Origin of the sequence: Halomonas sp. A020, assembly GCF_027943625.1 — a bacterium.
Taxonomy (GTDB): domain Bacteria; phylum Pseudomonadota; class Gammaproteobacteria; order Pseudomonadales; family Halomonadaceae; genus Vreelandella; species Vreelandella piezotolerans.
The window spans coordinates 2,919,254-2,936,801 of sequence record NZ_AP022850.1 but is presented as its reverse complement, the minus strand read 5'-3'; the positions used below and the strand labels follow the sequence as shown (position 1 = coordinate 2,936,801).

Genomic DNA, 17,548 nt, shown 5'->3' with positions numbered 1-17,548 from the left:
CGTTTAGCGGATGTCAGCCTGCGCCACATGGCGAACGAAAGCGGCCATCGAGTCGGCCTTTTTCACGCCGGGAGATGCTTCGATACCGCCCGACACATCGACCGCATACGGCGCCACGTCGTTGACCGCCTTGGCAATGTTATCGGCGGTCAGTCCACCCGCGAGAATAACAGGTTTTGCCAGGGTTGCGGGGATTCTAGACCAATCGAAGGTCTCACCAGTTCCACCTGGCACACCGGGTCGATAGGCATCCAACAGCAGCGCTTGGGCACCGCCATAGATCGTCGCGGCGTCGTGTAAATCAAGCCCATCGCGCATGCGTAACGCTTTGATCCAAGGCCGACCGAACTGCTCGCAGAACGCCGCCGACTCCTCCCCATGGAACTGGATCAGATCCAAATGCGGCAGGCACTGCTCGATGAACTCTGCGGACTGATCGACGAAGAGTCCGACCCGCGTTACGAAAGCAGGCACCTGCGCTGCCAGCGTCGCCAGCGTTTCTGGCGTGACGCTCCGGCGGCTTTGCGGCCACATGACGAAGCCCAGCGCGTCGACGCCAAGCGCCACCGCCCGGTCGATATCCGCCGGGCGCGTCAACCCACAGAACTTGATGCGCGTGCGCGTTACGCTAGGCGTCATGAGGATGTCTCCTGATGCTGCGGATGGGCCTGTTTGGAGAACGTGAGCCGCCGACGTGCGGCAACACGAGGGCTGTCGGGCAGCACCCGCTCGCCGGTCCACTCGCCGGTGAAGGCCAACAGGTTCGGCCCGACCGGCTCTTTGGGCAGCTCGAAACGCTCGTCATAGATGGAGTCGACGAAATGCAGGCCGCAAGCAGGCGCCGTGACATCCCCTTGGCGGCGGTTTTTCAGCGCCAGTAGGCGCGCAATATGGCCTTCGTCTTGGGCGCCGCGGCCCACGCTTGCCAGGGCTCCGGCAATGTTGCGAATCATATGATGCAAAAAGGCATTGCCTTGAATGTCGATCACCACCAGCGGGCCGTAGCGCTTCACTTCCACGAAGTGCATCTGCCGCCAAGGGGTTTTCGATTGGCACCCGGCGGCGCGAAAGCTGCTGAAGTCGTGCTCACCCACCAACGCTTGGGCCGCACGGTGCATGGCATCGGCATCCAGCGGGTCACGGCACCAGGTGACGTTGGCGCGCTCTAGCACGGGGCGACTGATTTGGTTCAAGAAAATATAGCGATAGCGACGCGCCAGCGCGCCCAGACGGGAGTGGAAGTCATCGGATACCGGCTTCACCCAGCGTACTGCCACATCCCTGGGTAGATTGGTGTTGGCGCCAAAAATCCACGCTTTCTCGGTGCGCTGGACCGGGGGATCGAAGTGGATGACTTGCCGGGTGGCATGAACGCCGGAGTCGGTACGCCCACTGGCGTAAATATGCACCGGTGCACCGGCCACTTTGGCCAGCGCATCCTCGATGGCCTGCTGAACGGAGGCCGCGTGCTTGAGCCGCTGAAAGCCGCAAAAGCGAGAGCCATCGTACTCGACGCCCATCGCCAAGCGGCCCGCTAGCGGTTGTGTCTCATCAAAGTGGTAGAACAGCGTCATCGAGCCACGTCATTTGGAGAGTATTGAAGGTTAGCTATTATCCCGACGTCGCGGCTCGAATGCCACCTCTTCGATGTCCCACTCCTCTTCCGGCACACGGGGTGGCTGCGCCACGCGGCTCTCTTGCGACGACCTCGCGCCTGCTTGGTCGTCTGCCCCTTCCTCGCCGCCTGATGCCTCGCGGGTCAGTGATGGCGGATGGTAATCGATGTAGTGCGCACGATCCTCGTCCTGTAACGGTGGCTCACCACTCTCTTGCATGGACGTTTGCATGGTCGCACCAGACGACATCTGATCGATAGGCTCTGGGGTGTCTAGAAAAGCGGCTTCCAGCGCGGCCTCATCCTCCTCGGACACCGCCGAGAGAGGGGCGTCATCATACTGATCAGCCGCATATCGTAATTCGTCGCGCTCATCGACAGTGATAGTCTCGTCATCACTTGTCTCAGGGTAGGACGGTTCGCGGTATAACGGCTCATGGTCGCTCGGCTCACGAGACTGAGGCTCAAAATCCCCATGCTCCAAATGGTCAGGCGCCCGTTCGCCAGGGTGATGGCCGGGGCCATCGTCATCGGTTGCGACGCGCTCGTCAGGCCCGCCCGTTTCCTCCGACACTGCTGATGCAGCGTGGCTCGACGGCACGGCGGTGTCGGTGCGCGGCGGCGTATAGAGGGAAGCCTCGGGCGGCACTGACGACGCCATCGGGGCCACGTTGTCCGAAGAAGCCACTCCTGGCTCGGTACGCTTGGATGGCGTTACATCGGCGTTGACCCCCATGGGAGCGGGCGCATCCTCCCACTGCCGCTCACGGCGCTTACGCGACCACACCAAGGCACCAAGCAGCAGGGCCAAGGCCACGCTGGCGAGTGGCCACTGATATTGCTCCATCCGCTCGATGATGCTGGGGCTGGCAGAAGCGCCCGCGGGCGTATCCGCAGCAACGGGAGACGAGACCGCTTGAATATCGGGCGAGCTAGGCTGCGCTCCACGTGCTTCGGCCGCCGCCAGCGCTCGACGAGTCTCTTGTTGAGAGGCACTCAGCGCCTCCGTCAACGAGGCAACCTCCTGGCGCAGCGCGGCCATCTCAGCACGCATGGCTTCACGCTCATCGAGCAGAGTTTGCAACATGGCCTGGCTTTCTAGCAGTTGCTCGGCTAGATCGTTAAGGGTCAAGCCCGCCAGCTCGCCCTCTTGCACGGTCGCCACAGGTGCGCTGTCGGCCGAGCCAGTGTTGGGAGCGGAGGAGGCCGCCACCTCACTTGCCGTCTCAGCCGACGGCTGGGAGGCCGGGGCATTGTTTGAGGGCGGCACGGTAGAGGGCTCGGAAGACGACTGACGCATCGATTGAATCGCTTGCGCGGCCTGGGCAGGCGAGCGAGCCATCAATTGCTCTCGACCCGGCACGTTGAGTGTCTGGCCTGCACGCATGTCGTCGACGTTGCCGGTGGGGAATGCCGTCGGATTCGCATCCACCAGCGCCACCATCATCTGTTGGACGCTAACGTCTGCAGGCTTGATACGGGCCGCCACGCCCCAAAGCGTGTCACCGCTGGCCACATAGGCGATGTCACGGGCGGCGCTGCTGGGTCGAGAAGCGGCTACGGATGGCGGCGCAGACGCAGGTGCCGATGAGACCGCCGACGATGCTCCCGCTGCGGACGCGGAGCTGGCAGTATAATTAGGCGGATCGAAGAGAAGCGTCAGGGCTTCCGTGCGCCGCCCTTCGGGCGTAATGAGGGTGACCAGCAGATCCAACCACGGCTCATTCACCGCTTGATCGGAACGCAGTACCAGCCGAGCGCCTGAAGGCAGGCGCTGAAGCTCGGTGCGCACGCTGGCCGCGAGCGGGGACCACTCCAAACCTAGCGCGCGGAAAGCAGAAGCATCAGCTATCTCGACGCGTACGTCGTCCAATACCACATCGCTGGCGTTCACGAGCGGCACGCTGGCATCTAACGGCGCCTGCAGCGTTGAGCTTACGGTGGCTTGCCCCAGCCCTACGGCCAAAGCCAACGGACTCACGGCGCTCAGCGGCAGCCATAACAACCATGCCAGCTTTTTGTTCATCTCGGCCCCTACTGCCTTCCATTCCCTGGCTCCTGGCAAGCGTCATGCCTGTTCGCCACGAGCTATGTTAGTTCGTTCTTATCATAACGTATTTACCATGACGCTAGGTTCAACGCACCTTTTTGCATAAGCCGTTTTTATGAGCCCAGGAGTGAGAACGCGGCATACGACAAAAAAAAGGGAAGCTGCGAACAGCTTCCCTCTTGTGGTCTAGCGCTTTGAAGCGATGCAAGTGCAGCGCCCACGCGCGGACACTTACTGCTCGCGCAAAATTTTCAGCATGCGCTTGAGCGGTTCAGCAGCGCCCCACAGCAGCTGGTCACCCACACTGAAGGCAGAGAGGTATTCACCGCCCATTTTCAGCTTGCGTAGGCGACCAACCGGCACTTGCAGCGTACCCGTCGCCGCCGCAGGCGTCAGGCCCGCAATGGTGGCGTCTTTCTCGTTGGGGATGAGCTTGACCCACTCGTTATGCTTGGCGATGCGCTCTTCGATCTCATCCAGCGGAACGTCCTGCTTCAGCTTGATGGTGAACGCCTGGCTGTGGGAGCGCATGGCACCGATACGCACGCAAAGACCATCGATGGGGATCGGGTTATTGTCGAGACCCAGGATCTTGTTGGTCTCGACGCTACCCTTCCACTCTTCGCGGCTTTGGCCGTTATCCAACTTGGTATCGATCCACGGCAGCAGGCTGCCCGCCAGCGGCGCAGCAAAGTTGTCGGTGGGGAAGTCGCCACCGCGCATGGCAGCGGTCACTTTGCGGTCGATGTCCAGAATCGCGCTCGCCGGGTCGGCCAGCTCGCTGGAAACGCTGTCACGCAGTTGGCCCATCTGGTTGAGCAGCTCACGCATGTGCTTGGCACCGGAGCCTGACGCCGCCTGATAGGTCATGGAGGTCATCCACTCGACCATATCGGCTTCGAACAGACCGCCCAAGCCCATGAGCATCAGGCTCACGGTGCAGTTACCACCAACGAAGGTTTTCGCACCTTTGGCAAGCTGGTCGTCGATGACGTTGCGGTTCACCGGGTCGAGAACGATAGTGGCGTCATCGTCCATCCGCAGGGTGCTGGCGGCATCGATCCAGTAGCCTTTCCAGCCGTCGTTACGCAGGTCGCCGTAGACTTTCTTGGTGTAGTCACCGCCTTGGCAGGTCACGATGACGTCCAGAGCTTTCAAGTCGTCCAGCGCAAACGCATCTTTCAGCGGAGGCACGTCCACGCCGATATCGGGACCCGGCTGGCCGACTTGAGAAGTGGTGAAAAAGATCGGCTCGATGCCGTTGAAATCACCCTCTTCCTGCATGCGCTGCATCAGCACCGAGCCAACCATGCCACGCCATCCCACGAAACCGACTTTCAACATGTGAAGTCCTCCAACAAAGAATGAGACCTATATTATACACACATATCAGACACGACGTCGGCCACCCCTAAGGGCGGCCGACGCGGTCTGTTTACAAAGCAACGAGGTGAATCAATTAGTTAGCAAGCTCGCTTTATGCTTGTTAACGCTCGAACGCCGCGAGTACGGCGTCCCCCATCTCGATCGTCGAGACGCGCTTCATGCCCTCGGAGGCGATATCAGCGGTGCGCAAGCCGTCGTCCAACACGCTACCGACAGCGGCTTCGATCCGCTCGGCCATCGCCGTTTCATTGAGCGAGTAACGCAGCATCATCGCCACGGAGAGCATCATGGCCAGCGGGTTGGCGATGTTTTGGCCCGCGATATCCGGCGCGCTGCCATGGCACGGTTCGTACATGCCCTGCCCGCTCTCGTTGAGCGAGGCAGATGGCAACATGCCAATGGAGCCTGTCAGCATGGCGGCGGCATCGGAGAGAATGTCGCCGAACATGTTGCCGGTCACCACCACATCGAACTGCTTCGGCGCGCGCACCAGCTGCATGGCAGCGTTGTCCACGTACATGTGGGACAGCTCGACGTCCGGATACTCCGGCGCCAGCCGCTCCATGACCTCACGCCACAGAATGGTGACTTCTAGTACGTTGGCTTTATCTACCGAGCAGAGCTTCTTGCCGCGCTTCTGGGCCATCTCGAACGCGACGCGGCCAATGCGCTCGATTTCGCTTTCGGAGTAGACATAGGTGTTGAAGCCCACGCGCTCACCGTTGCGCTCTTCGATACCGCGCGGCTGCCCGAAGTATATGCCGCCGGTCAGTTCCCGCACGATCATGATATCCAAGCCCGCCACCAGCTCCGGCTTCAGGCTGGAAGCGCTGGCTAGCTGCGGGTAGAGCATGGCCGGGCGAAGGTTGCCGAACAGGCCGAGATTCTTACGCAGCCCCAGCAGGCCTTTTTCAGGGCGTTTGGAAAGGTCTTCGAGTTTATCCCACTTGGGGCCACCCACCGCACCCAGCAGAATGGCGCTGGCGGCTTTGGCTTTTTCCAGTGTTTCAGCGGGCAGCGGCTCGCCGTGGACATCGTAAGCGGAACCGCCCACCAAGCCCTCTTCTACCTCGATATCCAAGCCCGCCTCTTGGCAGGCTTTCAACAACCGCGCCGCCTGAGCCGCGATTTCCGGGCCGATGCCGTCACCGGGCAGCAGTAACACTTTATGAGTCATGCTCTATCCTTAGCACTTATAATTTAGATATTCATAGCCCATGGCAACTCTCTGCGAGGGCGCTGTGAACCCCTCCCTGGGCGCTACTTTTGCCATCCATGGCAAAAGACCCTCGCATAGACTTGCCCTTGCCATTACTCGGTGAGTGGACGCTAGGCTGGCTGGCGGAACAACCACGGGCGCTGCTGGCGGTGCTGCTCTTCGAAGCTGCGAATGGCGTCTTCGTCTTGCAGAGTGATGCCGATATCGTCCAAGCCGTTGAGCAAACAGTGCTTGCGGAACGCGTCTACCTCAAACTCCAGAATTTCGCCGCTGGGCGTGATCACCCGCTGATGCTCAAGGTCGATATCTAACTGATAGCCTTCGTTGGCCTCCACTTCAGCAAACAGGCGATCCACTTCTTCTTCCGCCAGGGTGATCAGCAAAATGCCGTTCTTGAAGGCGTTGTTGTAGAAAATGTCGGCGAAGCTGGGGGCAATCACTACCTTGAAACCGAAATCTTCCAGCGCCCAAGGGGCGTGTTCGCGGGAACTACCGCAACCGAAGTTACGCCGCGCAAGCAGTACCTCAGCGCCCTGGTAACGCGGCTGGTTCAAAACGAAATCCGGGTTCAGCGGGCGCTTGGAGCAATCCTGGCCCGGCTGGCCTTCATCCAAGTAACGCAGCTCGTCAAACAGGTTGACGCCAAAGCCGGTGCGCTTGATGGACTTCAAAAACTGCTTGGGAATGATCAGGTCGGTATCGACATTAGCGCGATCCAACGGCGCGACCACGCCTTCAAAACGTTCGAACTTTTTCATGGCTTAGGCCTCCTGCGCGTGGGTGGCGTCGTTGGCGGGCAAGGTGCGTACGTCGACGAAGTGACCGGCAATGGCGGCAGCCGCTGCCATGGCAGGGCTGACCAAGTGAGTACGACCGCCGTACCCCTGGCGTCCCTCGAAGTTACGGTTGGAGGTGGACGCACAGTGCTCGCCCGCGCCCAGCTTATCGGCGTTCATGGCCAAGCACATGGAGCAGCCCGGCTCGCGCCACTCGAAGCCTGCATCGATGAAGATCTTATCCAGACCTTCCGCTTCCGCTTGGCGCTTCACCAAGCCAGAGCCCGGCACCACCATGGCCAGCTTGATGGAATCGGCCACCTTGTTGCCCTTCGCCACTTTGGCGGCTTCGCGCAGGTCTTCGATGCGCGAGTTAGTGCAGGAGCCGATGAAGACTTTATCCAGTTTGATATCGGTGATCTTCTGGTTCGCCTTCAGGCCCATGTACTCCAACGCGCGTACGTGACTGCGCTGAACGGTTTCATCCAGAGCGGCTTGCGGATCGGGTACCTGGCCTGAGATTCCGGTGACCATTTCCGGGCTGGTGCCCCAGCTCACCTGCGGTTCGATCTCTTCGGCTTTCAGCGTCACCACTTTATCGAAGTGGGCGTCTGCATCCGACACCAGGTTGCGCCAATCGGCCACGGCGGCTTCCCACTGCTCGGCGGTGGGCGCGAAGGGGCGTTTGGCGAGATAGTCGATGGTGGTGTCGTCCACGGCGATCAGGCCCACGCGAGCACCCGCTTCAATCGCCATGTTGCACACCGTCATGCGGCCTTCCATGGAGAGCGACTCGATGGCGCTGCCCGCAAACTCGATAGCGTAGCCTGTGCCACCAGCAGTGCCGATCTTACCGATGATCGCCAACACCACGTCTTTTGCGGTGACGCCCAGGCCCAGCTCGCCTTCGACGCGCACCTGCATGTTCTTCATTTTTTGCGCCAGCAGGCACTGAGTCGCCAAGACGTGCTCGACTTCCGAGGTGCCGATACCGTGGGCCAGCGCGCCAAAGGCACCGTGGGTGGCGGTGTGGGAGTCACCGCATACCACGGTCATGCCCGGCAGCGTGGCACCCTGCTCGGGGCCCACTACGTGCACGATACCCTGGCGCGGGTCGTTGATCTTGAACTCTTCGATGCCGTACTCGACGCAGTTATCGTCCAGGGTTTGCACCTGAATGAGCGAGACCGGATCTTTGATACCGCTGTTGCCTTCAGCGCGCTCTTTCACCGTGGTGGGCACGTTGTGGTCCGGCGTGGCCAGGTTGGCATCCAATCGCCAGGGCTTACGGTTGGCCAAACGCAGGCCTTCGAACGCTTGCGGCGAAGTGACTTCGTGGAGCAGTTGGCGGTCGATATAGATCAGCGCCGTACCGTCGTCGCGCTGCTTCACCAAATGCTGGTTCCAGAGTTTGTCGTAAAGCGTTTGGCCTGACATGTGGCTCTCCTGGGCGGTGCCCTGCTAGTTCGTATTGGCAGCTTCTGCGTGCTGCTTCTATGGCATGCCAGGAGTGTTACGCGACTCGCGCATAAAAGCAATTCATGTTATTCATACTTTAGATTCCAAACAGGAATAGATGACCAGGAGCCGCCGTGGATACCCAAAGCCTGCAAGCCTTTCTCGCCGTGGCGGAAACCCAGAGCTTCTCCCGCGCTGCCGAGCAGCTCCATCTCACGCAGCCCGCCGTTAGTAAACGCATCGCCACGCTGGAAGAGCTGCTCGGCACTCGGCTTTTCGACCGCATTGGACGGCGCATCGCACTCACCGAAGCGGGCAACGTGCTGCTGCCCAAGGCCCAGCGCATTCTGTTTACCGTGGAAGACAGCCGCCGTGCGCTGGCGAATCTCTCTGGCCAAGTGGGCGGCAAACTGACGCTCGCCACCAGCCACCACATTGGCCTGCACCGCCTGCCGCCGTTGTTGAAGCAGTACACGCAGCATCACCCGGAAGTGGCGCTCGATTTACACTTCGTGGACTCCGAACTGGCCTATCAGGGCGTGCTGGACGGCACGCTGGAAATGGCCATCGTCACCCTCGCCCCCCATCCTGTCGAACAGCTTCACGTCGTGGAGCTATGGCGTGACCGCCTGTGCGTCGTGTGCGCCAGCGACCATCCGCTTGCCCAGCGCAGTCGCGTGAACGGTAAACCACTGAGCCTGGCCGAGCTATGTGAGGTGAACTGCGTTTTGCCGGGGGCTAAAACCTTTACCCGAACGCTGATCGAACGGCGCTTCGAAGAAGCAGGCCTGACCCTACCGGTGAGCATGTCCACCAACTATTTGGAAACACTCAAGATGATGTGCAGCGTCGGGCTTGGCTGGAGCCTGCTGCCGGAAAACATGATCGACAGCGAGCTGGTGGCGCTACCGGTAGACACCGCGCCCATTCACCGCCCGCTCGGCTATTTGGTGCACACCAACCGCACCCTTTCCAACGCCGCGCGTAAAATGATCGAAGAGCTGGAGCACAGCCGCCAACCCGCCCACACGCATTAACGCTGGGCGCTTTCACCCTGGTGCATGGCCGCATTCGAGAGCACGAACGACGCGCGGCCGTCGGTTGAGCCCAACGCCGAGTCCACCATCGCCGCCGCCACCACGCGCACCTCGATCGGCCGTACCGAGCGCGGCAACCAACGCGACGCTGGCGCTAACAGCGCGCTCGCCCACGTCTCCGCCAACCGCCCATCCTCTGGCCGCCCCAATAACAGCGAAGGCCGAGCAAAAAACACGCAGGGCAACCCCAGCGCCTGAATATCCTGCTCCACCTCACCTTTCACACGGTTATAAAACACCGAAGAACGCGCATTGGCCCCGTGCGCCGTCACCACGCCTAACCTACTCACCTCTGCCGTTTTACACGCCCGCGCAAACGCCAGCACCAATCCATGATCCACTCGGCGAAACGCCTCTTTACTCCCTGCCTGCTTTTTCGTGGTGCCTAGCGCTACAAACGCCACGGCCCCGGCGGGCAACAGCTCGGCAACCTCAGCTTCCAACCGTTCGAAATCCAGCAGTGCAGGCTGAAGCTTGGAGGCGGTCGCGTGGGGAAATTCACGGGCAACATCCAGCTCTCGGCGGGTAATGACGATGACGCTCTTTACCTCATTGCGCTGGGAAAGCTGAGTCACGAGCTGCTGGCCGATAGCACCAGTGGCACCAAGAACGATGGCGGTGGACATGGATGACCGTTTCCTTATGGTGTGAGTGCCAAAGACACAGACCCCTACTGACACGAGTAGGCAAAGAATGAAGTTGTAGCGCGTGGTAACGAGCGATTAGTGAGGCACCCGCGAGGCCACGCCACCTCGATAAATAGCATGCAAGCGCTTACCACCCCCACCAACGCCATAAGGCTCGCATCGCCCGCCAGACACTACCCAGCATAGAGGGGAACAGGTGAGGGAAAACCAATGCCAACACCGAAAAAGTGACGATACAACCGAAGAAGTAGCGACTGCTCAAAAAGCCACCCCAATACATCAGTTGGCTGTTGGCCCACACCCACAGAAGGATAGCCGTGGGCACGGAAAAGAATAGCGAAACGAACAGGCTGATGAGCCTGGATTCGATGGAGCCGCCGTGGTCATGTTGTTTTGACATTGATCGCCCATTGTCATGCACATCACAGAGCTTTCATGATGGCGTGCCGGAAAATGTATCCGCGTGACGCGTTGGATTATATGTGGGTACCCAAAAACCGAGATTTCACTTCCTCCGACGGCACCATGCAAACATCTTTCTTACCAAAAAGCGTATAACGATTCCGAGCGAATAACTTATAAACCGCATCTCTGATCGGCCTTGGCACAACCTTAAATGCATAACAGAACCGCCACGGCCCTTTTAGCTCTTTGGCGATCTCAAGGGCAGCATCAGAAAGAACGTAACACTTACCCTCTTTGATCAGCACCAAAGTATCCGTTCCCACATCGGGCACGTTGTAGCGCTGCGTTAGCTCCTGCGCCACCTCGCTTTGCATTGGGGTGAATGCAAAAACACTCTCTGGATCTCTGTTGATGATGAAATGCACTGCGCCGTTACAGAAGTTGCACACACCATCGAATATGACGATATGAGGGTTGTTCATAGGCTCGTTTAGCGTCTCGTTAATCGCTTGGTCATGCACGCTTAGTTGGTTCTGGAAGCCCCTCAAACTCAGGAACGTCGCTCATCGCCTCCTCCCAACCTGCCTTTCTCGATGTGAAGATGTGCGCGGTGGGTGACATAGAGACCTCCGCATCCAAACACCCAGCAGGAATGACGAGGAGACCTGCCTCATGAATGCTTGGCAGTGCTGAACCACAGAGCTTACAGAAGCTTTTCTTGTGGCGAGTGCTTGGAAGCGTGAAGGTAGTCACAGATTTCGAGCCTGCCAACCAAGTCAACTTAGCTGATTTCGAAAATAAATTGGCTGCATGAGCGGACCCGGTGTCTTTTTGACAATAGTGACAATGACACAGGTAAAAGCTGTCGAGGACACCTTGCACTTCAAATTTCATATTGCCACACAGGCAAGAACCAAGATAATAGGGCATCAGGTTTACCTTTATTACTTGCGGCTCGTACGTGCATAACGCAAAGAACAGTTGCAAAATATATGGTACTACATTTTGCAAGGCAAAATTCGTGACATATATTTTGTCAATTGATTCGTCTTGTTATGGGGCGATTGCATCGAATGCTTCTTGTAGCTCTGGATTTTCTATTTCTAGCCTTCCACTACTTCCTTGAGCCATATCGAAATTGTTCTTTTCCAACCGTTCAAGTTTAAAGTAACTGTATGTATAAGCACCTTTGCTACTTTCATCCACAACCATATATTTGAGCATAATTTTACGCCCCACTTGGCTTGAGATAAGAAGAAGATGTGAATCATAATTATCAAGGTTAGGATGGATAAATTTGTAAAGATTTGAGCGAAATAGTTTTCCAGTTTTTTTTGTTTCATGGCCTGATAAAAAATCAGTTTTTGATTTTTTTATATTCATGTTACAGCGTTTACATGAAACGCTTAGGTTGGTCCCTCGAAACATATACTTGGGGTATATAGATTTAGGTAAAATATGTTCTATATCAATTACCATACCAAACTCACCATAAATATTTCTTCCACAGTAACAACATCGACTCCCAGTTTTAATCAGACTGAAGCCTTTAATCTTATCTTTTAGAGTCACTAAGTCTGGATTTTTATCCCATGCTTTATGACCTCTGGCAGAGGCTTCTCGCATAGCAAGCTTTTCTTCATCACTAAAAGTTGGCCTATTAGGCATTCCTTGACCTCTTATCTTCGATGCTATTAATTATATCGCGGATACCGTTCATGAATTCACTTTGTCTATTGTCATATATTCGATCTTCGTATCTTTGAACGATTGACAATGCCTCATCTAGGTCAATTTTCTTCGCATCAAATTCATTAATTACTTCTATCATTTTATCAGATAGAAATCTGTTTTCAGGAGTCACAACACCAAAGACCTCAGAAAGTAACTCCTCATTATTACTTGTATCTCTATCAACTATTAGAAATTTCCCATTAGTAGGCGTATAAATTTCACATGAGTCACTCGAAATAGGTAATATTTGGGGGGAATGTGTTGCAATAAAGATAGAAGGCTGAAAGAGGTAAAATAGATCTAATATCATATCTAAGTATCTACGCTGCCAGCGTGGATGAAGACTATTTTCCGGTTCATCGATTAATATCACACTGTTATCGTCTATGTGTGACGAAATATGCACCAGCATAGCAATAATCATTAGTTCACCAGAACTAGCACCGGTTAATGGTATTTCAGAGTCATCACGGTATAAATATGTACTAAATTTTTTTATTACCTTATGTTTTTTTAAGATGCTTTCATATCTAATAAATGCAGATAACGCTGAACCGGAAACATTGTTATTTCCTTCAGTTACAGACCACAAGCTAATGGCAACTACCATCTCTCTTGAAAATGGTTCTTCATATTTTCTTATAAGGTTTAAAACATCATATCCATATTCGGTATCTTCTAAACCTTCGTAAAGGTTTTCAATACACTCAGGTCTAAACCCCTCAACTTTAATACCTATCCTAGGAGAATACTTTGCATATTCGAGGGCATTGATCAAGTATTTAACTCTGTCCACATTATCATTTTTATTCCCGAGAAGAGATTTTTTTATCGCTTTTTCTACAACGTTTCGGCCTTGCCGTCCTCCGTAAAAATGAAACTTTTTCCGTCTTGACGTAAACTTATCGTGGATAGATGTAGCAATAGCAATGACGGTTTTCCCTTCATTTAAATACTCTTTTGAAAGGTCATTTAATAATGCACTTTTTCCAGTACCATTCTCACCAATAATAATTCTAGTGCTAGATCTAGAATATTTTAGCTCAGAGAAATCATTCATTTTTCATTCCACTTATGGCTTCCTTAGCCCCATAACGCCCACAGCACGGGCAAATTTGTAGCGCAGCGGAAAATTTGTCCCTGTGCCTGTGATTGTTAGGGCTCTTCTCCCTACGAGGCATCCAGGCACTCCTCAATCGATTCTTTCATATAAGAAACAAGTGTCTCGAAATCCTCCTGCTTCTCATCCCATCGATCCTCAATCTTTCCCAAATAGCCATCCCGCGCATACCTCAATAGCATTGCTTGGTCAGGGGATGCTTGCTTTTCCGCCCACTCCGCAGCCGCATCTTTTGGAGCAATATCACCGGTAGCAGCGGTCAGCCACATACGTGACAAGGTCAGAACGACATTGCGTTCATCTCCCACTGCCTCAGCCAGAAGACTGGGCAAAGAATCATGGATTGCCCGTCGGATGTCACTCACTGGCACCGGATCGAACAGCTCTTCAGCATAGACCCCATACAGCGGCAGGCTGTTATCGATTACTTTCTTCAAAACAACTGCAAGGTCAGGATCGCGGGCTGGTTCCGGAACACTTCCGGCCTTAAACTCTTCTCGCAACCACTCACCGTACACAAGCTCAGCCCGAGGCGGGAATTGCCAAGGCACGACATCAGAAACCGTAATCACAGTTAACTCTAGCGGCCTGATGGCTAGTAGATTCCCGATTGCGCCGGATACGCTCATTAACTGAGATACCAAAGCCTTTCTTTGCTCAAAGGTAGGCGAGTCAGAGACCGTGACCAAAATATCTACGTCGCTGTCGCGCTGCAAACCACCAACGACGGCAGAGCCAAATAGATAAATGCCGATGATCGAATCACCAAGCACACCTTCAACGGCTGACTGTGCCTGCTTCGCTTCATCTGGTATCTCTATATTTGCCATGTTCTCCGGAAACTCCTCTCGCCCTAACGCCCGGCTCACCAGCGCCCAAACCGGAGAGGCTTTTGTGTTAAAGTGTAGCGCAGCGAAACCCACAAAAGCAGCGTAGGTTTGGGCGTCTGCGTGGAGCCGATTGTTATGTAATTTCTTGGATGCGCTCCCACCTTTCTACTCGATTACGAATTGCTTCTAAAGCTGAAGTGGCGGATTCAGCTATTTCTTTCTGATTTTTTGCAGCTTGATCCCAATAACTGAGGTTTTTGTGATCTTCATAGGGATCTCGATATCGGTATTGTATTGACTCGAACCTTGCTGCTTTTTCGACCTCTAATATAGCTGTGTATATCTCCTGAGAATAAAATGGTTTAGTTTTTTCTCTGGAAATATAAAGTTCATAATATGATTTATGGAATCTATTTAGTCTTTCTTCCGTTATTTCTTCAGCATCCTTTTTGGGGTCAACATAATCCATCTCAGGCCTCATAGAAAGTGCCGCATCACGCACATCCACTAACTTGGACGTCAACTCGAGTAGAATTTCATATTCCTTTTCGTATCTGAATCCACTTACTTTGATTTGATTGGATAAATTTGATCTAAGTGATTCAGTCTCTTTTGTGTACTCGTATTTAACAGACTCTATTTCCTTCGTAATCTTAGCCACATCTTCTTTTGTTGCTACATTTTTCCCTTTCTCTTTGATGTAGCTAGATAAATATGCGCCCAAAAGTCCTCCAAGAAATGCTAGAGCAGCATAAATCGTTTCTATGCTTACCTCCACTTTTTGATCCTCATAGATTTACATAACAGTGGTTATATAGACCGCTACATAACTCCAATAACTGAGCGATCACAGTCATAGATGTTACACAGCCCCAAGAACAACCTAACCCATTGATTTTAAAATCCAGTTCTCTAGGTCAGGCTACATATCCTCTATTATCGTGCCCGCTCATTTTGCCTGTTTAATCATACTCTATTCATAAAATTTGCTTAGGTCACCTATCTTGCGAAAATTTTTGCGTGCCTTGGGTGGCTGTGTCGGCACCGCGTTGCGGTGCTTCGCGGGTGCCTCACTTCGTTCGTTACGCCGCGCTAAGGGGTTGATGGCGTTATCGTTGGAGTGGTGGCTGGATCATCGCGCGCTGAAGCGCCCTCCCACATCTGTCACCTCTCACACCTGTTACCCCCCAACCTGTTATCTCTCAGATGATGCATCCCCCACATCTGTTATCTCACCTTCCCCCATCACCTCTTGCGACTAGCCTTCTCGCGCAAACCCGATTAGCCTGCTAACTCAACCAGTAAGGGATTGAGATGCAAGAGACGACGAGGCGGCAGCGCTTGGCGGGGGTGTTGGTGCTGCTGGGGCTTTTGGCGCAGATTTTGGGCTTTACCGGGGCGGTGGCGACCGCGCAGGCGGTGAGCTATTTGTTGTGGGCGGCGGTGGCGCTGCTGTGGCGGGATATTCCCAAGCGCTCGCGCCTTCAGGCGGGGGTGTTGATTGCCCTTGGCGTTGTAATGCTGGTGGTGGCGCAAACCGTGTATGGCGCGGCGGTGAACTGGCCTGCCATGCTGCAGGGGAACGTGTTCGTGGCTTCCATGCTGGTGGGCGTGAGTTTTATCTCGCTGATCGGCACCCAGGGCAACAAGCGTGCGCCGGGTAAGCGGGTAACGGGGGCGGACGGCGTGCTGCGCACCTGGCTGGGGGTGCATTTCCTCGGCACGATTTTGAATCTATCGACGGTATTCATGGTGGGCGACCGCTTGGCACGGCGCGCGCCGTTGACCACACCGCAGCTACTGGCGCTGAACCGGGGGCTTTCTAGCGCAGCCCTTTGGTCGCCCTTCTTTGCCTCCATGGCGGTGGTGATTGCCCTGGTGCCATCGGTGCAGTACGCCCAGATTGCCGTGGTGGGTTTTCCGATGGCCATGCTCTCGGGGCTATTGACCACATTAGAGCTGCGGCGGCGGTTCGATTTGGCCGAGGTGGATGGTTTTTCGCTATCGCCGCGTAGCCTGCTGATGCCGGCGGGCATGGCGGCGCTGGTGATGCTGTTTCACTTCTGGATCACGCCGTCGCTCACTATAGTCAGCATCATTACCTTTTTACTGCCGGGGGTGGCGCTTTTAAGCAACCTGCGGGAAGGGCCGCGCTTTACCCTGCGGCGTATTCGCCAGCATACCGTGACCCGCCTGCCCGCCATGCGTGGGGAGATTTCGCTGTTTCTAGCGGCGGGGTTACTTACTTTGGGGCTGTCGACGCTGGTGGCCGCCGCTGCGGGCGATGAGTGGACGCTGTTTGCCCGCTTTGGCACCTGGCAGGCCATGGCCAGCTTTGCCGCCATTACGCTGAGCGCGCTGGCGGGGCTGCACCCGATCATTGGCGTTTCGGTGCTGGCGTCTATTTTGAATTTGAGCGGCGGCGAGCAAACGCTGTTTGCCTTTGTAGCGCTGAGCGCCTGGGCGGTGGGCACCAGCGTGGGGCCGCTCTCCGGTATCAACCTTTCCCTGCAGGGGCGCTATGGGGTGAGCGGTTATCGAATGATGAAAGACAACCTGCCCTACGCGGCAATGATGAGCCTGCTCTCGCTGGGGGCGATCGCAGGCTTGGGCGCTTGGCTGGGTTAACAATCAGGTTTCGATAATTTTATTGGGGAAGCGGTAGAAGTAGCGGTGGCCGCACTGGTGGCAGGGTTCCAGCCGGGCGACTTCGTTGAGCATCACCTGGGCATCGCAGTGGGTGCAGGCCATCAAGCCAGGGGCGGCCATTTCGCCTTCGCAGTAGTCGGCGCGGGCGGCTTCCAGGTCATCCTCGAAGCGTTCGCGCTCGACGATGCTGCGGTCGGCAATCGAGAGCAGCGACTCTGCCACGCGGCGGGAGAGCTGATCGATATCGATTCCTAGCCAGCTTGCCACCTGCTTGCCGGTATCGGCCATGTAGTAGCGCATGTCTTTCAGGTCGCGCTCTACCCAGGCGCGTAGCAGGGCCAGCTCGTCTTTGGTGTACTCTTCCAGCTCGGCTTCGAAGGCAACGGCGTCGTCCAAATCCTTTTGCAGGTTGTCCCAAGTGAGCTCGTTGGCGCCATCTTGCATGCGCTCCAACAGGCGCTCGTAGCCTTCGCGAAGGCGGTGATCGTTCTGTTTTTCCATGGGTCCTCTCCTTTTGTTGCCACAGGTGATGCCTATCATCGGCTAGCCGTTCAAGGATACA

At 55.7% G+C, this 17,548-nt stretch carries 18 protein-coding genes; 2 read left to right on the top strand and 16 right to left on the bottom strand.

Features of this window, described 5'->3' with window-relative positions; translation table 11 throughout:
• Positions 1–3 precede the first annotated feature (3 nt).
• The 7 genes from FRH_RS13660 to leuC form a co-directional block, all read right to left on the bottom strand.
• The gene (locus FRH_RS13660) at positions 4–639 is read right to left on the bottom strand and encodes a phosphoribosylanthranilate isomerase (RefSeq protein WP_281997040.1); all 636 of its coding nucleotides are present in this window, start codon (positions 637–639) and stop codon (positions 4–6) included.
• A complete protein-coding gene (truA, locus tag FRH_RS13655) occupies positions 636–1,574 on the bottom strand; it encodes a tRNA pseudouridine(38-40) synthase TruA (RefSeq protein WP_281997039.1) in 939 nt (312 codons plus the stop codon). Before truA ends, FRH_RS13660 begins: the two co-directional genes overlap by 4 nt.
• Before the next feature lie 30 nt (positions 1,575–1,604).
• On the bottom strand, positions 1,605–3,641 hold the full coding sequence (locus FRH_RS13650; RefSeq protein WP_281997038.1) for a FimV/HubP family polar landmark protein: 2,037 nt from the start codon (positions 3,639–3,641) through the stop codon (positions 1,605–1,607).
• A 255-nt stretch (positions 3,642–3,896) separates the two neighbouring features.
• Positions 3,897–5,009 (bottom strand): aspartate-semialdehyde dehydrogenase, encoded by a 1,113-nt coding sequence (gene asd / locus FRH_RS13645; RefSeq protein ID WP_219863542.1) that lies wholly within the window; start codon positions 5,007–5,009, stop codon positions 3,897–3,899.
• 142 nt (positions 5,010–5,151) lie between these two features.
• Complete coding sequence (leuB, locus tag FRH_RS13640) at positions 5,152–6,228, bottom strand: 3-isopropylmalate dehydrogenase (protein ID WP_239286160.1); 1,077 nt, start codon at positions 6,226–6,228, stop codon at positions 5,152–5,154.
• Positions 6,229–6,380: 152 nt separating this feature from the next.
• The gene (gene leuD / locus FRH_RS13635; protein ID WP_239286162.1) at positions 6,381–7,028 is read right to left on the bottom strand and encodes a 3-isopropylmalate dehydratase small subunit; all 648 of its coding nucleotides are present in this window, start codon (positions 7,026–7,028) and stop codon (positions 6,381–6,383) included.
• 3 nt (positions 7,029–7,031) lie between these two features.
• Complete coding sequence (gene leuC / locus FRH_RS13630) at positions 7,032–8,483, bottom strand: 3-isopropylmalate dehydratase large subunit (protein WP_281997037.1); 1,452 nt, start codon at positions 8,481–8,483, stop codon at positions 7,032–7,034.
• A gap of 155 nt (positions 8,484–8,638) precedes the next feature.
• On the opposite strand from leuC, the gene FRH_RS13625 reads away from it, so the two are divergent.
• Complete coding sequence (locus tag FRH_RS13625; protein WP_281997036.1) at positions 8,639–9,541, top strand: LysR family transcriptional regulator; 903 nt, start codon at positions 8,639–8,641, stop codon at positions 9,539–9,541.
• Here the strand turns inward: FRH_RS13625 and FRH_RS13620 are convergent.
• From FRH_RS13620 to FRH_RS13585, 8 genes are all read right to left on the bottom strand, one after another.
• Positions 9,538–10,227 (bottom strand): NAD(P)H-binding protein, encoded by a 690-nt coding sequence (locus FRH_RS13620; RefSeq protein ID WP_281997035.1) that lies wholly within the window; start codon positions 10,225–10,227, stop codon positions 9,538–9,540. The genes FRH_RS13625 and FRH_RS13620 overlap by 4 nt on opposite strands.
• A 148-nt stretch (positions 10,228–10,375) precedes the next feature.
• Complete coding sequence (locus tag FRH_RS13615) at positions 10,376–10,648, bottom strand: hypothetical protein (protein WP_239297085.1); 273 nt, start codon at positions 10,646–10,648, stop codon at positions 10,376–10,378.
• Positions 10,649–10,724: 76 nt separating this feature from the next.
• Positions 10,725–11,135 carry a thiol-disulfide oxidoreductase DCC family protein gene (locus FRH_RS13610; protein WP_239297084.1) on the bottom strand — a complete coding sequence of 137 codons (411 nt, stop codon included), beginning with the start codon at positions 11,133–11,135 and terminating at the stop codon, positions 10,725–10,727.
• Positions 11,136–11,166: 31 nt separating this feature from the next.
• A complete protein-coding gene (locus FRH_RS13605) occupies positions 11,167–11,547 on the bottom strand; it encodes a GFA family protein (RefSeq protein WP_281998165.1) in 381 nt (126 codons plus the stop codon).
• A 159-nt stretch (positions 11,548–11,706) separates the two neighbouring features.
• Positions 11,707–12,321: a hypothetical protein gene (locus tag FRH_RS13600; protein WP_281997034.1), complete on the bottom strand. Its 615-nt coding sequence runs from the start codon at positions 12,319–12,321 to the stop codon at positions 11,707–11,709.
• Positions 12,314–13,447 carry an AAA family ATPase gene (locus FRH_RS13595; RefSeq protein ID WP_281997033.1) on the bottom strand — a complete coding sequence of 378 codons (1,134 nt, stop codon included), beginning with the start codon at positions 13,445–13,447 and terminating at the stop codon, positions 12,314–12,316. Before FRH_RS13595 ends, FRH_RS13600 begins: the two co-directional genes overlap by 8 nt.
• 110 nt (positions 13,448–13,557) lie before the next feature.
• Entirely contained in the window at positions 13,558–14,337 is a 780-nt protein-coding gene (locus FRH_RS13590; RefSeq protein ID WP_281997032.1) for an aminoglycoside adenylyltransferase family protein, read from the bottom strand.
• A gap of 133 nt (positions 14,338–14,470) precedes the next feature.
• Positions 14,471–15,115: a hypothetical protein gene (locus tag FRH_RS13585; protein ID WP_281997031.1), complete on the bottom strand. Its 645-nt coding sequence runs from the start codon at positions 15,113–15,115 to the stop codon at positions 14,471–14,473.
• A gap of 536 nt (positions 15,116–15,651) precedes the next feature.
• On the opposite strand from FRH_RS13585, the gene FRH_RS13580 reads away from it, so the two are divergent.
• Positions 15,652–16,965: a hypothetical protein gene (locus FRH_RS13580; RefSeq protein ID WP_281997030.1), complete on the top strand. Its 1,314-nt coding sequence runs from the start codon at positions 15,652–15,654 to the stop codon at positions 16,963–16,965.
• Positions 16,966–16,968: 3 nt separating this feature from the next.
• Here the strand turns inward: FRH_RS13580 and FRH_RS13575 are convergent, their stop codons facing one another.
• Complete coding sequence (locus tag FRH_RS13575; protein ID WP_139528102.1) at positions 16,969–17,487, bottom strand: zinc ribbon-containing protein; 519 nt, start codon at positions 17,485–17,487, stop codon at positions 16,969–16,971.
• Positions 17,488–17,548 lie beyond the last annotated feature (61 nt).

Bases quoted from the DNA above. Each gene is read 5' to 3' on its own strand.
- asd (WP_219863542.1), bottom strand. From the start codon at position 5,009: ATGTTGAAAGTCGGTTTCGTGGGATGGCGTGGCATGGTTGGCTCGGTG.
- FRH_RS13580 (WP_281997030.1), top strand. From the start codon at position 15,652: ATGCAAGAGACGACGAGGCGGCAGCGCTTGGCGGGGGTGTTGGTGCTG.
- FRH_RS13615 (WP_239297085.1), bottom strand. From the start codon at position 10,648: ATGTCAAAACAACATGACCACGGCGGCTCCATCGAATCCAGGCTCATC.
- FRH_RS13650 (WP_281997038.1), bottom strand. From the start codon at position 3,641: ATGAACAAAAAGCTGGCATGGTTGTTATGGCTGCCGCTGAGCGCCGTG.
- FRH_RS13605 (WP_281998165.1), bottom strand. From the start codon at position 11,547: ATGAAATTTGAAGTGCAAGGTGTCCTCGACAGCTTTTACCTGTGTCAT.
- leuD (WP_239286162.1), bottom strand. From the start codon at position 7,028: ATGAAAAAGTTCGAACGTTTTGAAGGCGTGGTCGCGCCGTTGGATCGC.
- truA (WP_281997039.1), bottom strand. From the start codon at position 1,574: ATGACGCTGTTCTACCACTTTGATGAGACACAACCGCTAGCGGGCCGC.
- FRH_RS13620 (WP_281997035.1), bottom strand. From the start codon at position 10,227: ATGTCCACCGCCATCGTTCTTGGTGCCACTGGTGCTATCGGCCAGCAG.
- FRH_RS13590 (WP_281997032.1), bottom strand. From the start codon at position 14,337: ATGGCAAATATAGAGATACCAGATGAAGCGAAGCAGGCACAGTCAGCC.
- FRH_RS13575 (WP_139528102.1), bottom strand. From the start codon at position 17,487: ATGGAAAAACAGAACGATCACCGCCTTCGCGAAGGCTACGAGCGCCTG.
- leuC (WP_281997037.1), bottom strand. From the start codon at position 8,483: ATGTCAGGCCAAACGCTTTACGACAAACTCTGGAACCAGCATTTGGTG.
- FRH_RS13595 (WP_281997033.1), bottom strand. From the start codon at position 13,447: ATGAATGATTTCTCTGAGCTAAAATATTCTAGATCTAGCACTAGAATT.
- leuB (WP_239286160.1), bottom strand. From the start codon at position 6,228: ATGACTCATAAAGTGTTACTGCTGCCCGGTGACGGCATCGGCCCGGAA.
- FRH_RS13610 (WP_239297084.1), bottom strand. From the start codon at position 11,135: ATGAACAACCCTCATATCGTCATATTCGATGGTGTGTGCAACTTCTGT.
- FRH_RS13660 (WP_281997040.1), bottom strand. From the start codon at position 639: ATGACGCCTAGCGTAACGCGCACGCGCATCAAGTTCTGTGGGTTGACG.
- FRH_RS13600 (WP_281997034.1), bottom strand. From the start codon at position 12,321: ATGCCTAATAGGCCAACTTTTAGTGATGAAGAAAAGCTTGCTATGCGA.